Here is a 16,036-nt window from a genome sequence, read left to right as displayed (position 1 = left end):
CGGTCATTCAATCATCCGACGTCACGGCGTCACGACGTCATGTTGGTCGTGAACTTGGTCGCCGGCTCGTCGCAGTGGACGACACTCGACGGCCGGTTCCCCGGGCCGTCGCCGAGGACCGGGACGGGCGGTGCCACGCTCCACGGGTTGCCCCCGCTTCCCCGGTTGGCGGCGTCACAGCTTCCGAACGCGTTGCCGTTGGGAGCAGTGGCGGGGAAGTTGGAGAAATTCTTCCAGTCCCCTCCGCTTACCCTCCTGCTGGACGGACGGCCGAGGTTGTCGGTCATCTTCCCGTCGACGTAGACGTAGAGGTCGGGCATGTAGCTCTGGAACACGATGCCGTTGTTCGGCGCGGCGTCCTTGCTCTCCTCCTCGTGCGTCGGCTTCACGCCGCCGTCGGCACAGAAGCCGGCGGCGATGTCGTGCCAGATCGGCGGAGCGTTGCCGATCATGGTGCCCCACATGTTGTTGTTCCAGTCACCGGAGTTGTGGAAGAACATCGAGTAGATGTCACCCGCCGCACGGCGCACCGCATAGTTGGTGTCAGGGCTGGAATTGATTTTGTCGAGCCATGCCTTGACGTTGTCGTTGATGGACTTTTGGCCGATCATGGCGCGGTATCCATGGACGCCGCCGCCCACGGCGCGAATGTCCACGCACGTCTTGTCGGAGTTCAGGCGCGCGCCCCGGAAGTGCGGGAAGTAGGCCTGCCCCGGCGTGTCCCCGTCCTGGAGGGGGTCGGCGGTGTAGGTGTGTCCGTATTCCAGGGCGTCAGGGGTGGTGTAGGTCAGGTCGGGGGCGGCAATGCCGTAGTCCGCCGAGATCCCCTTGATCAGCTGGGTGACGAAGGCCGGCAGGTGGGCGTTGCCGATCTCGACCTGGTAGTTCGCGCCTTCGCTGCCCTCGATGACGTGTCCCGTGTCGTCCTTCACGAACGTCACGCCGACATCACTCTTGATCTTGTAGCTGTTCGCGTCCTGATACGCCTGGGAGGGCGCCTCCGACGGGTTCGGGCGCGTGTTGGACATGCCCATCCACATCGGAATGGACATCGCGGGCACCGATCCGTCAGCAGTCGGCTTGTACCCGCCCTGTTTGACGTCCTGGTACCACTGCTCGGCCGCGTCGTAGGTCTTCTTGCCCGTGCACGTCTCCGTCACTCGGTCCGCGCACCTTTCCCACCCCGTGAGCCCCTCCGACGACACGGAGTTGCTGGCGGCGCCGTCCCACAGCGGTCCGCCGTCCGTGCCGTGCGACAACTCGACCGCCCAGTCGTGGAGCGACTTCATCGACCGGATGGGGGTATTGAGGTCGGTGACGGGCCAGTTGGAGTTGAGTTCCTGGTTCGGGTCGAAGACCGAGACCGCCGTCAGGGTGCGGTGGACGAACGTGCCCTTCACCGGCTGGAAGGCGACGGCCCCGAAGGCGATGTCATGGTCCGCACTCCCGGTGGGCGTGAAGTTCGACAAGGTCACACTCGGGGTGCCGTCGAACTTGTAGGCGCCCAGAGAGACCCACTTGTTGTTGTGGCCGTCCTGGTCCACGTACCGGTCGTACGGGCCGCCGACGGCACCGCCGATCTCGTAGTGCGCCCGCTTCGTCTGCGCCCCGGTGTCGGGGACGTGCACCCAGACCTGGGCCAGATCGAAGTCGCCGTTGGGGATCCACGTGCCCCTGATCGTCAGGGGGCCGGAGGTGTTGCCGCCCAGATGTGCGGCGTTGCGGGTGTGGGTGTACCAGAAGTGACCGCCGTAGCCGCCGCCGATCTGGTGCAGGTCCGCCTTCGCCTCGTACCGCCCGTCGCTGTCGGGGGCGAACGTGAAGCGGAAGGTTCCCTTGGACTGGACGGGGCCGCAGTCGCTCCAGGTGGGTGTGCCGTTCGGTACGGAGGCGACGACGGTGGAGTTCGACGGCGCCCCGCTGCACACGGGGGTGCCGTTCTTCAGCCGGTAGCCGCGTCCGGGCTCGGCCCTGAGCGTCGCGTACTTGATGTTCTCGTTGCCGCAGGTGGTGTCGCAGTCGTCCTTCCACGTCGCGTTCGACTGGTTCCACCAGTACTGGGAGTAGCAGTCGGCGTCGGGGCAGTGCGGCGGGTCGGCCGGGTCGCAGCCGTTGTGGATGTTGCAGAAGGTGCTCTTCGGCGGTGAGACCAGGGAGCGCTGGAGGTCGGAGACCCACCAGGCGGGCCGGAAGCCCGCCGAGGAGAACCCGGACTCACCCTGCCAGTCCTGGCGGCCGTCGGTGCCGTAGGAGAAGCCGGTGTCGATGGACCAGGCGGCCCAGCCCATCACCTTCTCCTCGTACGGCCAGTCCTGCGGGTGCGCCGCGTCGTGGTTGGCATCGGAGTCGACGGTGGTGTCCATGAACGGCTTGTCGTTCTTGTAGACCGGGTTGGCCGGGTTGTTGTACCAGCCCAGACCCCACGGGCCGGGGGCGCCGGGGGCGTTGAAGCCGAGGTTGTAGTTCCAGACGGCGGTGAACCAGTTCTCCACCTTCGCCGGGTCGTCGTTGTTGACGGTGACCGTCTGACCGTCGGTGTGCACCTCGTTCCACTTGTCGGCGAGGATCTTCATGGACGCGGCGACGTTGGTCGCGTAGTCCACGGCGACGATCTTCTGCTTCGCCGGGGACAGCGAGGTCTCATTGTCCTTCTCATGGCCGGCGAGGCGCATGCCGTCGGTGACCTGGCCCACCCCGTAGCCGCAGTCGGACTTGTCCCAGTGGATCTTCCAGTAGTCGGCGGTCGATCCGCCGGCCTGGTGGCCGTAGTAGCCGTCCACGGCGGCGAGCGGGTTGCCCATCTGGCCGGGGACCGCGCCGGATTCGGCCTGCCAGAGGTTGGATTCCTGGGCGAGGATGCCCAGGAGGACGTTGGCGGGGATCCGGCCATCGCCGTTCAGCTTCGGACGGGGGAAGAGTCCCTGCGGGTCGACGGTCCCGAGACCGGCCTGGTCCCGGTATCCGCCCTGCCGGAGCCAGCCAGCGGTCAGGTCACCGTGTACCGCCATGTCCACGGCCCACTCGACCTGGTTCGGGGTCGGCTGCAGCGCCTGGGCGTTGACGTCGTTGCGGGAGATGGAGCACCAGCGGCCCGAGTCGGTCGGGTCGTGGGCCGGGTCGCTGCCACCGGTGGCGGTGGCAGCGAGGGCGGTGCGCTCCATCTGGGTGTGCACGCCCTGCGGCGGCGCCTCGGTGACCGGCTTGGTGCCGCCGCCCAGGGCGGGGGAGGCCTTCTCGGCGCCCGCCGCCGGCTGCGGCGCCACCTTCTGCGTCACCGCGGTGCCCGTGGTGGTGGCCGTGGAGGTGATCGTGGTCGGCTCCGTCTTCGCCGCCTGCTCCGGCGACGTGGCGGGCCCGGTGGACCCTGCCGAGGCCTTCGGCTGCGCCGACTTGGTGAAGCCGCGCCCGGCGCTCTTGATGCGGGCCAGTCCGGCCTTCATCCCCGGGGTGAGCACGGGGTCGACGGCGAGCCGCCCCTGCGTGGAGACGTCGGTGTCGGCGGGCGCCGCGAGCCGGGTGATCCCCGTGCCCTTCGCGTGCACGTCACCGGTCGGCTCGCCGGTCAGGAACGCCTTCCCCGGCCCGCCGGGGACGAGGTCGAGTTCGCCGGGCCGGGCGGAGGCGACCGTGGCCGGCTTGCCGTGCCCGTGCCAGATCTTCGCCGTGTGCTTCTTGGTGCCGCGCTCGACGAAGGCGATGTTCTTGCCCTGGGCGTCGAGCGGTCGGATGTCGAAGGCGACCGCGTCGGCGCGCGCCACCTTCTTCGTCTTCCCCGAGTGGCCGACGCGCACCAGGTCGCGGCCGAGCGCGCCGACCACGCCGCCCGTGACCGGCGCGGCCGAGGTGACCTCGCCCTTCACCGACGCCTGGGACAGCTGCTTGCCCGCCGTGTTCACGGTGACCACGCGGGTCTTCAGCTCGGCCGGGTTGTTCATGCCCCGGTAGGCGGTGAAGGCGGCGGTGTGGGCGGTGGAGTTGCAGGTGGGGTCGAAGTACGCCAGCGACGCGGTGAACCCGAGCTTGGTGACCGTGCCCGTGGTGGTGTCGACGATCGCCGTGAACGCCCCGCCCTGGTACAGGTCGGGCTTGTTCGTGAACGCGCGCGGCGCGTAGACGACGGCGGCGTGGTCACGGTCCATCAGGCACTGGTTACCGATCCAGGAGTCGGCCGGCATGCCGGGCTCGGCGAGGATCGCGGCGGTCTTCCACGCGTACGCCTTGCTCGAGTCGGCGACGAGCACGTGCAGACCGTCGGCGTCGGCGGCGGCCGTGACGGCCCGGTCCTTGGACTTCTTCCAGCCCTTGCCGAGCTTCTTGCCCGGGTCCGGGACCCGGCTCGACGTCGGAGCCGACGACGCCGCCCCTGCCGGCCGGGCGGTGTGGCCGGAGCCGGTGGCCTTGTCGGGTGCGGCGGAGGCCGGAGCGGCTTGGAGTAGACCGCCGGTCAGCGCGGTACACGCCACTGTGGCGGCCATGGATATGTGAAGTTTTCGTCTGAGTCTCAAGAGAGAAGTTCCCCGGTTTTCTTGTGTGCTGAGATCTACCGCGCCCCGCGAAGGGGCGCCCCTCGAAGCAGGAAAGGCCCGGCATACCGCACGAGGTATGCCGGGCCTGTCCGGTGGTGTGTCCGATCAGCCGAGGTCAGGCGCACTCCGACGAGCTGCTCCCGACGTAGAAGACGTAGCCGCCCTGCCAGTTGATGAGGTTCGAGGTCCCGGCCTCGTTCTTCATCAGCGCGGAGATACCGACGCAGCGGCCTCCACTCGCGAGGGTGCTGCTGTACACCGGGCCCGCGTACTGGGAGAAGGAGCCGTGGTCGCGGTCACCGGCCGACTTGTTGTCCCCCGGCCAGATCCGCAGGTCCATGTAGTTGGCGCCGCCGGCCGTGTTGTTGTCGAGGATCGCGCAGGCACTGTCGCCCTTCATGTAGAAGAAGAGCGTGCCGTAGCGCTTGTCCTTGCTGGGCAGCGGCTTGGCGTCAGTGAATTCGTACCCGCTGCCGCAGACGGTCGCGGAAGCGGCGGATGCCGTGGCCGGCGCGGCGATGCCCATCGCCGCGACCGCCGAGGCCGCCACGGCCAGACGTGTCAGGTTCCTGACGAACGAAGACACAAGTCCCCCCTGAAATTGTCGTGTTGTCGATGTGTCTCCAGACTCGCGGGGGAGGTCGGACCCCCGTTCGAGTGAAGACGACGGAACTTTAGCCACTCGGATTCTTCACAGGCAACGCATGGGGTCCCGGTGGTCGCCGGGAAGGAAGCCTGAAAGTAGCGAGCATGCCTCGTCCCCTTCGGGTTTCGCCCGGAACCCTCGGGTGTACCCCTTTTTGAACAGTCACGTTCCGCAACGATCGACGCATAACATGACATGCGTCACCCCTGCGAGTGCGCACGGCAAGCCTGTTCGAGCACACAGCGGCGCAGCCCAAGGGCGGGTACCGGCGCCGGACGATGACGTCCCGCCAGGTGGTGTACGAGATCAAGGTGCCGTAACCCGCAGACGGGAGCCCGCTTCTCTGCCTGCACGGGTGTTCAACTCGCCTCAGCAGGACGCTTCGAGGCCTGCCGCTGCGCGCGGATCGCCATGCCGCCGGACAGGAGCGTGCCCCACGCGAGGCGTCAACCGCAGGTGGAACACGACGAGTTGAGAAGTCCGCTCCCGGAGGCGTGCGTCACGAACTCCACGCCGGCCTGGCGCGCCCGGGTGGGCAAACACACGAAGCTCCTGGCAAACGCGGGTGATCTTGGTGAAGACCGTTGCCGCCAGGAGCTTCGCCGTTCCGTACCGTCCGCGTCCGCCGGCACCCCAACCACTCGTCAGGTCGGAAGAGGTCTACTGACGGGCAGTCAGGCCGCCGATCAGAGGGACACGCTGACGCCGACCTGGTGGAACTGGCCGACAGCGCCCATGAACTGGTCCTTGACCGCATCGGCCTGAGCCAGGACATCCGAGTCGCTGATCGCCGTGGGACCGGCGACGACGTTGACGTGCGGGTGCAGGCCGCCGGAGACGCTGTCCAACTCGGCGTCGGAGATCTCAACGGTCTGAACCTGGGGAGCGGAGTTCATGATGAAGCTGCCCTTCGTATGGGGTTCCACAAGGGGGGAGCGTCCCGCTGGGGACAGATGGCGGGCCGCGACCGCAGGCGTGCGGCGCCCGTTCCCGGGAGCCTGTGCACAACCTCTGCGACGGACAGGATCAAAGCACGGAGCACGCCGGTCATCCACTCAACGGGCGCCCCCACCCAGGCGGTTGAACGCACCGGCTGCCGATCCGTGCAGGCATGCACACGACCTTGGGGAGGCTTCTCCACATTCTGCGCGGCATCGGAACGTGACCGGCATTGCCACCACGATCCGAAAGGGTGCACTCCGCGCGACTGAGGCACCACCCGGCATGCCTTGTACGGGTTCATCGCGCACCGTGCCGTGGTTGCACATTCATTGTGCGGATTCTTTGAAGCCGGGGCATCACTCCGCCCCGGATACTGAACCGGCTGCTCGCCGCCGAGCAACTCCGCGCCTGGGGACTCCCTTTGCACCCGCCGGAGCACCTCGTGGCCGAGCCGGCGGCCAACGCGGCGACCCACGGCCGCGTGCCCGGCCGGGACTTCCGGCTCACGCTGTACGTCGTCGGCGAAACCCTCCGCATCAAGGTGAGCGACACCCGGGGTGACCAACTCCCTCGGGCCGGTGCGACAGCGCCCGACGCCGAGTCCGGTCGCGGTCTGCTCCTCGTGGAGGCCCTCGCGGACCGTTGGGGCGTGGCTCCGGGGCCCGCACCGCGCAAGACCGTCTGGGCCGAGCCGGCTCTCGTACCGGCCGGATCGCGGTCCGTCACATCACGGTGAGCGGGGACGCGGCCGGGCGCGACACCAAGTCTTTAGATCCCCGAGGGAAATCCCCCGCCCAACCCCACCAACCTGCCCGTCGCCGCCCGTCACCCGTACGAGTGGCGATCACCAACTCGGCTGGATTCAGCGCCGGTTGTCGGGCATGTGCTCGCCGCGACAACCGCAAGGACTTCGTGTACGGCGAGGACGTCACCATCGCCGACTGGACGATCTCGACCGCGGACCTGCCGCGCTACTCAGCCTGGATCCACCGCGTGAATTCTGATCTTCGGTATCGGGCGGGCTCGGGGTGATCTTTCGGGGTGCGGGCAGCACGATGGGCCGGGTGGCCGTCCGGTGCGGGGTCTCCGAGGTTCTTCCAGGTCGTGGGCGGTCAGGTCGAGCGTGTGGTTCAGGTGAGCATGCGCTGGCCGGTGGCTGTCCACAGGTCGGTGAAGTCGTCGGCCCAGCGCCAGCGTTCGGGCAGGTGGAGGGTGACGCGGCGGGCTCGGGTGGCGATCCGGGCGGGGATGTTGATCAGGTGGCGGCGGATGGTGCCGGTCCTCGCCTTGGCATGGAAGGCGGAGGCGAGGTGGCCGCTCGCGCGGGTGAGGTTGTAGGCGGTGGCGGCCAGGGTCAGCCAGGCCGCGTTCGCGGTGAACTTCCCCGAGGGCAGGTGGGCGAGTGCGGAGTCTTCCAGGTCGGCGAAGACCTGCTCGATGACGGCGTGTTCGCGGTGCATCGGCTCGGCCTGAGCCAGGACGAAGGGGCTGTCGGTGAAGATCACGTGGTGGCGCCAGACGCCGAACAGCTCGGCCTGGCCGGCGGGCACGCTCTTGGGGTTCAGCCGTTTCACGCGGCGCACGATCAGCCGGGCAGTGGTGTGGAACGCCTTCTTCTTGCTGGTGAACGCGGTGAAGGGGATCTCGGTGATCTCGGCGTCGGAGATCCAGCGTTCCTCCTCGGCGTCCCAGACGGCGCTGGCGTACTTGATCGGCGTCCAGGCATCCTCGGGGATCTGCACGATGGCCTCGCGGATGGTCTTCTTGACCGCGACGGCCAGGGAGAAGGCTGCGCCAGCCTTGCGGCACGCATCGACGACCTTGTGGGAGAAGTACGCCGAGTCCGCACGGACGACGATGTGTGCGGTGATGCCCATGGCCCGGACCGTGGCCAGGGCCTCGCGCAGCAGACTGGCCGCGCCCTTGCCGGAGCCTGCCGAGCCCTTGCGCAGCCTGGTGGCCACGATCACGGGTGCGCAGGTGCCGGTCTTCACGGTGACGATCTGGAAGTGCAGGCCGCGCTGCTTGGTGTAGCCGAACGAGGCGCCCTGCTTGGCGGGGCCGTAGACCTGTTTGACCTTGGAGTCGATGTCCACGAACACCACCTCGTCCCGCTGCGGGACCATGCCGGTGTGCGCGGCCAGGCGGCAGGTGAACGCCCGTGCGGCGGACTCCAGTTGGGCACATGCCCCCAGGTGAAGGCGCGCAGGAAACTGCCCAGCGTGGACGGCGCCCGCACTCCGCCGAACAGGCGCGGCAGCCCGCCGTGGCGCAGTATGTCCAGGTCGTCGATGCTGTCCGCCCCGGCGACCATGCCGCCCACGATCGACATGGCTTTCGCGTCGGCTGCCGTACCGGCACCGTTCTTCGCACCGGTCAGGTGGACCTTCTCGGCCACCAGCCGGGGCAGACCGCACCGCTCGGCCAGCCGGATCGTCGGGACCAGCCCGGCGTGCGCGATCAGGTCCGGGTCGTCGAACGCGGCGAAGAGCTCCGCGGGCCTGTGGGAGACTTTCACTTACGAGGTGCCTTGCTTCGTGGGACTGGTGTGGGCGTAGGAACTCCCATGATCCCAGGTCAGCAGGCACCTCTTCTCTTTTCGTCGCCCACAGACCGAGTATCACGCGGTGGATCCAGGCTCAGAGGACTGAGGCTCGGCGGAAAAGGGCTGCTCCCTTTCCCATCAGCCCCGGGTGAGGTGGGCTCCGAGGAGTCCGCGCAGCCGTGCGGACTCGTCCACGCCGTCCGCGCTCTGCTTGGGGAGGAAGACCAGGCAGGATTCACTCTTGTCGGCGGTCAGCAGGACGAACAGCGTGCGCGTCTCGACGTACCGGGACATCGCGGGCCAGGCGAACCGGGTGAAGGTGTGGGCCGTCTCGACGGACACCCCCGTCCCGTCGACGGCGATCCGGCGGCCGCCGCCGCCCTTGGCAGCGCTCACCTGGTGGGCCTGCCGAGCCCGCAGCCTGGGGGAGACGACGAAGACGAGGAACAGGAAGACCGCCGCCGTCAGTGGCCAGAGCGGATGCACGGTGCCACCGCCCGGCCTCAGCCGCACACCCGACGCTGCGATCACCAGGGCGGCCACGATCACCGTCCACCGCTGCCGCCGCGCGGCGGGCGAGACCTTCGCATGGGCCCGTAGCGCCTCCCGGAACTGGTCGACCGTCGCCGTGTGCAGCAGCTCGACGCGCGCCTCGTCGGTGCCCTGCGTTCCGGCGGCTTGTCTCTCACTCACAGGTACTCGTCCCTCTCTTGTGTCAGGTACGGGTGACCGTCACCTTGTGTCAAGTACGGGTGACCGTCCTCTTGTGTCAAGTACGGGTGACCGTCCTCTTGTGTCAGGTACGGGTGACCGTCCCGCAGGCATCGTCCTGGCCCTTCCGGGGGTCCGGGAGGGGCCGGCTGCGGTCGTAGGGGTCCTCGGCGGGGCCGGTGGCCGGCGCGCCGCTGGGGGTGTCGCTGAGGAAGTATGGCTGGAGGTAGCCGTCGTAGATCCCGCATCGGATGTTGGAGTACTCGGCGTTGTAGGTCTTGAGGAAGAGCTTGCCCTGGGTGGCGGACCACCTGCGCGGGTCGGCCAGGACCATGGTCACCTCGCGGCGGACGATGGTGCGCTCCACGTGGTCGCCGGCACCGTGGGCCTGCACCAGCGGGTAGACGAAGGTGTAGTCCGCGTGCACCTGCACCTCACCGGGCCGCCCGGCGGTGAACGTCATGCGGCCGCGCACCTTGATCACCTTGCCGGTCAGGCGCACCTCGTCCGGGTTGAAACGGGTGACGACGTCCACGGGGTCGTGCTCGCGGTCCGGATCGCGCAGCGACCGCCGCAGCCGCGCCGACACGTCCGGCCCCTTCGGGTCGAGGACGGCCAGCGCCCGGGTGGGCTGCCCGCCGCGCAGGACGGCCGGGTCCAGGTTGGTGGCGACCAGGTACTCCTTGGTGCGGCGCAGCGCGAGCGCCACGTCGTCCTTGCTCATCCCGCCGATGGCCTTGGCGTGCGGCAGTTCGATGGCGTCCGCGCCCTCGGCCCACGCCTGGGCCGGTGATCCGAGGAACGGGTGGTCGCGCGTCGGTGCCGCGGCCTGGGCGACATCGCCGGGGGCGCCGGAGGGCGAAGCCGTCTCGGCGGGCAGCGGTGACGGGGAGGCCGCGGGACCGGAGGCCGCCGAGTCGTGGCCGGGGAGGCGGTCCAGCAGCAGCGAGGGACGTACGGCGACCACGGCGACCGCCACGGCCAGCACCACACCGAGGGCCGACCACACCCGGCGTCGGCGGCGTGCGCTGCCGTTGATCTCCCGCCACGCGGGTCCGGTGTGCCAGCCGGCCGGGGTCCAGGGCTGCGGGGCCGGCGCCTCCTTGCGCCGCCGGACACGCGGTCGCCACCGGCGGCGGTCACGGCCGTTGGACTCCGCCGCGTCCGCCTCCCGCAGCCGCCGGGTCACCATCCGGGCCCGCGCCGATGGCTCCTTCGGTGCGGGAGCACCGCCGCCCTCCGCGGTCTCACGGAGGAACGTCTCCCACTGATCGTCGGATATGGAGGACGTCTCGTCGGGCTGTTCGGGAGGCGGGACGGTGCTCACGGGCTCACTCTCGTCGGACGGTGCAGGACACGGCGCCCGCGCCCGGCCACGGTCCTCCCCCGGGTCGGCGAGCTCCGGTGGACACGGCCCGGACGCCCGCGCGTGATCATTCCTAGACGGTGTGTCCACTGTGCACAAGCGCTGCACAAGGGCGGTGCGAATGCCGTGATCGAACCGGTACCGGTCCGAGTCGCCTTCGCGGCGAGACGCGTGCCCAGGTGTCACATCGACGGCGTACCAGCCGGTTCTTTGTCCACTTGTACGAGAACCGGGCCGACCGCCACCCCCTACGGTTTGCCGAAACCCAATGGGTTTTCGCAAACGGGTTCCCGGCAGCACAGTCCCCCAGTTCGGGCCCGGTCGGCACCGGTGCGTCGCCAGGTCGGCGGGTCGGCGGAAAGGATCACCCCATGGCGCAGGTTCAAGCGCTGCAGTCTGTCCTCAGCAGCGTCCGCTTCCAGGCGCAGGGCGCGGAAGAGGGCGTCCTCGGGCAGACGGAAGACAAGATCAATTCTCTGTTCGAGCCGCTCGCCAAGGGGCTCGGCAACTTCGTGTTCGCCGACGTCACCGTCTTCGGGATCACCTTCCCGTGGATCGTCGCCTGGCTGGTGGTCGCCGGTGCGGTCTTCACCCTCTATTTCGGGTTCATTCAGTTCCGCAGCATCAAGCTGTCCCTGAACCTGCTGCGCGGCCGCTACAGCAGGGACGACGACCCGGGCGAGATCACCCACTTCCAGGCGCTGTCCTCGGCGCTGTCGGGCACGGTCGGCCTCGGCAACATCGCGGGCGTCGGCGTGGCGATCACCATCGGCGGGGCCGGTGCCACGTTCTGGATGGTGCTGTGCGGGCTGCTCGGCATGGCGTCGAAGTTCGTGGAGTGCACGCTCGGTGTGCGCTACCGCGACCAGCACGCGGACGGGTCCTTCTCCGGCGGTCCCATGAAGTACCTGAGCAAGGGGCTCGCGGAGCGGCTGCCCGGTTCGGGCGGCCGGATCCTCGGCAAGGTCATGGCCGCGCTCGCCGCTGTCATGATCCTGCTGTTCGGCATCGGCGGCGGCAACATGTTCCAGGCCAACCAGACCGTCACCCAGATCCGCAACATCACCGGCGGCGACGACGGCGCGCTCGGCGGCAGCGGATCCGCCCTGATCATGGGGATCATCCTGGCGGTCGTCGTCGGCGCCGTGATCCTCGGAGGCATCAAGTCGATCGGCAAGGTGGCCGGCCGTCTGGTGCCGGCCATGGCCATCATCTACGTCGGCGCCTGCCTGATCGTCATCCTGGCCAACGCCACGGCGGTTCCGGCGGCGTTCGGCTCGATCTTCCACGAGGCGTTCACCGGTGAGGGAGTCGTCGGCGGTGTCGTCGGCGCGCTGATCGTCGGTTTCACCCGCGCCGCCTTCTCCAACGAGGCCGGCCTGGGCTCCGCGCCCATCGCGCACTCCGCGGTGAAGACCCGGTACCCGGTGACCGAGGGCCTGGTCGCGCTGATCGGGCCGTTCATCGACACCGTCGTCATCTGCACCATGACCGCGCTGACGATCGTCATCGCCGACAGCGGGTTCTGGAACGACGCCAAGGCGCAGTACGCGGCGGACGGCACCAAGGCGGACGGCGTCACGGTCACCTCCTCGGCCTTCGAGACCGTGCTCCCGTGGTTCCCGAAGGTGCTCACCGTGGCCGTCGTGCTCTTCGCCGTCTCGACCATGATCACCTGGTCGTACTACGGCCAGAAGGCGTGGACCCACCTGTTCGGCAAGACCCGCACCAGTGAGCGCGTCTACCAGCTGATCTTCTGCCTGTTCATCGTGATCGGCGCGGTGCTCACCTTCGGCAGCGTGCTCGACTTCACCGACGCGGTGCTGTTCCTGCTGGCGCTGGTCAACATCGTGGGCCTCTACCTGCTCGCCCCGTTCGTCAAGCAGGAGCTGGCCCGCTTCCACGCGGCGCTGCGCTCCGGCGACGTGGGGTCGAAGCGGGAGCAGCCGGTGGCGGCCGTGGAGGAGGTCGGGTAACGCGCCCGTACAGGCCGTACGGCTTGGCTCAGGCGCAGGCTCTCAATGCCCGTGCTGCACGTGCGACGCGTGCGGCACGGGCATCGCGCCTGTCTCCAGCAGCAGCTGGAGATGCGAGAACAGGCACTGGTGCGGATCGGTGAGGTCGATCCCGCTGATCGTCTCCGCCCGCCTCAGCCGGTAACGGAGGGTGTTCGTGTGCACGTGCAGCAGCCGGGCCGCCGCCCGCATGTTGCACTGCTCGGCGAAGTACGCGAGCACGGACGGCACGAGAGGGGTGTCGTGCTCCGCGTCGTAGGCGAGGAGCGCGGTGATCCGGGGGTCCCGCAGGCGCGGATGCTGCTCCAGCAGGGCGAGGGTGTCGCCGAGGAGCACCTCCGAGCGGACGTCGTCGATGGTGGCGACGCGCCGCTCCGCCCGGTCCGCGATGATGTCGAGCACCCGGTCGGCCTCGGCCTTCGACTCGGCGATCGAGTCCAGCCCGTCGACCACCGAGCCGACGGCCGCGCACACGTCGAGTCGCAGGCGCTGGCCGGCCGCCCGCACGATGTCGTGCGCCAGTCCGGCGACGAGGCTCTCGCCGGACCGCTCCGGCAGTCCTGGCAGCCCTGGCAGCAGCATGTACACCCGGGCACCGGTGCCGGCCACCAGGGCGCGGCGCCGGAACGCGGCCGCGTGCACGGAGACCAGGCTGGTCATGGCCGCCCGGCGCAGTTCGAAGACGGGGCGGTCGGCGTCAGCGCCGGTCGTGGCGTCGCGCAGCGCGAACCCCACCACCGCCGCCGGTTTGGTCAGGTCGGCCCCGATGCGGGCGGCGAGCGTGCGCGGGTCGATGTGCCCTTCGAGCATCCGGCTGAGCAGCGCGTCCTCCAGCCGAAGGTCCGAGGACACGCCTGTGCGGTGCCGTACGAGCAGCAGGGCCGCGGTCCGGGCCGCGCCGATCAGCGCGCTCTCCGCGGTGTCGGACAGCTCGTCCCGGCCTTCCTGGACCCAGATCGAGCCGAGCATCTGCTCGTCGACACGGATGCCGATCGCCAGCCGTCGTCTGATGCCGCGCTCCGGCCGCTCCTCGACGTGCACCACCTCGTCACCGGCCCGCAGCCGCTCGTACACACCCCACTGGCGCAGCAGCGCGAGGTAGTGGGCGGGGCCCTCCCGGCCCAGGATCGAACGCCGCCGCAGCTCGTCGACCTCGTCGTCGGAGCGGGAGTAGGCCAGGACGCGGTTGGCGCTGTCCTCGATGCTGACGATGCCGCCGGTGAGGGCGGCGACGGTCTCCGCGAGGGCGAACAGGTCGGCCGGCTGACCGGCCTCCGGAGCCGCCCCGGCCACGCGGGCGTCCGCGACCACCTCCCTGACCAGGGAGTCCAGGCGCGCCCAGCGGATCTCGGGGCGGATACCGAGGACGACGACGCCCGCGTCCTCGGCAAGATTCTTCAGGGCCTGGCGGTCGTCGCCGGGATCCACCTTGACCGCCACCGCGGCCGCGCCCCGGTGAGCCGCGGCCCGGGCCAGGCGCAGCGCCCGGCGGCCCCGTGCGCCGATGAGCAGGACCAGGTCCGCGTGGTACGTCTCCGGCTCCTCGTCGGCGTCCAGGATCGCCACGTCACTGATCTCGACGTCGCTGATCCCGTCGTCCAGTCCGGCGGGCGCGGCGACCAGGTCGATGACCGGCTCGCCGAGTGCCAGCAGCAGCTGTCGTACACCCGCACCGGCGGGCGCCGCGTCGTTCACGATGAACACCCGTCCTGCCCCGCGGCCTTTTCCCTACGGCCTGCCGTGAATGCCCCTGAACACCTGGGCGCCCAGGCGAGCCCTGACGCACGGTCGTACCCATTTGTTGACAGGACGAACATACGAAACCCGACCGGCGCTGGCCAGTCCCCGCCGTGCTGTCTTCAGTCGAATTCGAGCGTCGGCGAAGCCCGGGGGAAGTCCGGGGGGGGAGGCCGTCCGGGGGAACCGTTCCGGTCAGGAGACCGGAGAGGTACTCGGTGAGTGTGCCCCGGTACTCGCACCAGTCGTCGTTGTGCCCGCTGACGAGGATCGTCCAGGAGTTCGGATGGCTCCCAGCCGTGCGCCAGTAGAACGTGTCGCCGTCGCACGAGTCGCCCCAGGGGATCAGCCCGCCCGGTTCCGGATACGGCACATGGCCGTGGGACATTCCCGAGTCCCGCAGGTCCGACAATTCCCCGAGCGTCTCCCGGACACCCCTTCCGAAATAGCGCTCCTCGCCCGGTTCCGGAATGTGCAGCGACAGGAAGTCGTCGAGGACGAAGGGCGGGTACGCCTCGGCCAGTTCGACGAAATCGGCCGGCAGTGCGGTACCCCGCTCCGCCGCCACGTACGCCCAGTCGATGCCACGTCCCCCCTGGACACGGTGGTCGCGCAGGGGCGGCAGCGCCTGTTCCAGTCGTTCGAGCCTCAGCACGTCACCTGGCTTCCGGGACGTTCTCCGCGAGGACCCCACTGCCTGCGGACCGCTCGGGGCGGGACAGTGCCGGAGGGCTCGTTCGTGGGATCGTAACGTGCCAAGCGCATGCCCTCATCGCATCCGACGGAGGCGGTACCCTCGTGCCCGATTCCAGCCTCGGCGCATCCGTCCCAGGTGACGAGGAACGGCAGCCAGCCGCCCGGCCCGGGGAACAACGGCACAGTCGCAGGTGGCCGCTGGTCCCCGGCATTCCAGGAACGATAATCCTCCCCCTCCGTGCGCATATTGGCCACGAACTCGATGTTCGAGTTCTCGACGCCGGGGACACTCACGAAGAAGTAGTCACCGAAGCGCCCCGGGCCGAACCAGTAGACGTGCTCCTTGAAGTCCGCCGGCAGGCGCGTACCGACGGCGGCCTCAGCGCGGTCCCAGTCCACCTGGTAGCGACGAGGGACCGTCAGCCCCGCGTCACGGGCCAACTGCTCGATGCTCATGGTGTGCCTCCAAGTGCGGGATGCCGCGTCCGGGTGAGCCGTGGTGGACGGCTCCACCACCGACTGGTCCCCAACCCCGCCTGAACGCACGAGGCAGCCGGAGCCCGTAACCAGCACCGCGAGCACGGAGCAGACCGCCGCCTGCCCTCAACTACCGGGATTTTCCGGCCAGGTGCCTTGCTGGTTGGGCCTGTTGGAAGCGTGAGAACTCCCATCATCCCAGGTCAGCAGGCACCTCTTCTCGTCTCCCTCTTCAAAGGGCAACCGTCACGCGGTGGATCGAGGCTGAAGCAACGACGCCAAAAGACTCAGTCCCTCGGGAACGATCGCAAGGCAACCAGCATCTCACCACTGAAGTCGTCACAAATGTCCACCAGCTCACGCCCCGGCACGGAG

General features: G+C 69.2%; 10 protein-coding genes and 1 pseudogene. 3 read left to right on the top strand and 8 right to left on the bottom strand.

The window, feature by feature from the left end:
* Positions 1 to 29 precede the first annotated feature (29 nt).
* From OG390_RS31090 to OG390_RS31080, 3 genes are all read right to left on the bottom strand, one after another.
* Complete coding sequence (locus OG390_RS31090; protein ID WP_406172734.1) at positions 30 to 4,475, bottom strand: hypothetical protein; 4,446 nt, start codon at positions 4,473 to 4,475, stop codon at positions 30 to 32.
* 166 nt (positions 4,476 to 4,641) lie between these two features.
* Complete coding sequence (locus OG390_RS31085; RefSeq protein WP_406172733.1) at positions 4,642 to 5,112, bottom strand: hypothetical protein; 471 nt, start codon at positions 5,110 to 5,112, stop codon at positions 4,642 to 4,644.
* A 746-nt stretch (positions 5,113 to 5,858) separates the two neighbouring features.
* Complete coding sequence (locus tag OG390_RS31080) at positions 5,859 to 6,068, bottom strand: hypothetical protein (protein WP_406172732.1); 210 nt, start codon at positions 6,066 to 6,068, stop codon at positions 5,859 to 5,861.
* A gap of 401 nt (positions 6,069 to 6,469) precedes the next feature.
* Here OG390_RS31080 and OG390_RS31075 point away from each other — a divergent pair, with 401 nt between their 5' ends.
* Positions 6,470 to 6,850 (top strand): ATP-binding protein, encoded by a 381-nt coding sequence (locus OG390_RS31075; protein ID WP_406177934.1) that lies wholly within the window; start codon positions 6,470 to 6,472, stop codon positions 6,848 to 6,850.
* Positions 6,851 to 6,951: 101 nt separating this feature from the next.
* Positions 6,952 to 7,146 carry a hypothetical protein gene (locus OG390_RS31070; protein WP_406178383.1) on the top strand — a complete coding sequence of 65 codons (195 nt, stop codon included), beginning with the start codon at positions 6,952 to 6,954 and terminating at the stop codon, positions 7,144 to 7,146.
* A 98-nt stretch (positions 7,147 to 7,244) separates the two neighbouring features.
* Here OG390_RS31070 and OG390_RS31065 read toward each other — a convergent pair.
* The 3 genes and pseudogenes from OG390_RS31065 to OG390_RS31055 form a co-directional block, all read right to left on the bottom strand.
* A pseudogene (locus OG390_RS31065) lies at positions 7,245 to 8,632 on the bottom strand (IS1380 family transposase).
* Positions 8,633 to 8,797: 165 nt separating this feature from the next.
* A complete protein-coding gene (locus tag OG390_RS31060; RefSeq protein WP_406172731.1) occupies positions 8,798 to 9,352 on the bottom strand; it encodes a hypothetical protein in 555 nt (184 codons plus the stop codon).
* 103 nt (positions 9,353 to 9,455) lie between these two features.
* Positions 9,456 to 10,697 (bottom strand): hypothetical protein, encoded by a 1,242-nt coding sequence (locus tag OG390_RS31055; protein WP_406172730.1) that lies wholly within the window; start codon positions 10,695 to 10,697, stop codon positions 9,456 to 9,458.
* A gap of 410 nt (positions 10,698 to 11,107) precedes the next feature.
* On the opposite strand from OG390_RS31055, the gene OG390_RS31050 reads away from it, so the two are divergent.
* Positions 11,108 to 12,712 carry an alanine/glycine:cation symporter family protein gene (locus tag OG390_RS31050; RefSeq protein ID WP_406172729.1) on the top strand — a complete coding sequence of 535 codons (1,605 nt, stop codon included), beginning with the start codon at positions 11,108 to 11,110 and terminating at the stop codon, positions 12,710 to 12,712.
* Between the two features lie 42 nt (positions 12,713 to 12,754).
* On the opposite strand, the gene OG390_RS31045 is transcribed toward OG390_RS31050, so the two are convergent.
* Both OG390_RS31045 and OG390_RS31040 read right to left on the bottom strand, forming a co-directional pair.
* Positions 12,755 to 14,446: a PucR family transcriptional regulator gene (locus tag OG390_RS31045; protein ID WP_406172728.1), complete on the bottom strand. Its 1,692-nt coding sequence runs from the start codon at positions 14,444 to 14,446 to the stop codon at positions 12,755 to 12,757.
* Positions 14,447 to 15,136: 690 nt separating this feature from the next.
* On the bottom strand, positions 15,137 to 15,640 hold the full coding sequence (locus OG390_RS31040) for an SMI1/KNR4 family protein (RefSeq protein ID WP_406172727.1): 504 nt from the start codon (positions 15,638 to 15,640) through the stop codon (positions 15,137 to 15,139).
* Between the last annotated feature and the right edge of the window lie 396 nt (positions 15,641 to 16,036).

Origin of the sequence: Streptomyces sp. NBC_00996 (genome assembly GCF_045162675.1) — a bacterium.
Classification (GTDB): domain Bacteria; phylum Actinomycetota; class Actinomycetes; order Streptomycetales; family Streptomycetaceae; genus Streptomyces.
This window is presented reverse-complemented; position numbering and strand designations above follow the sequence as displayed.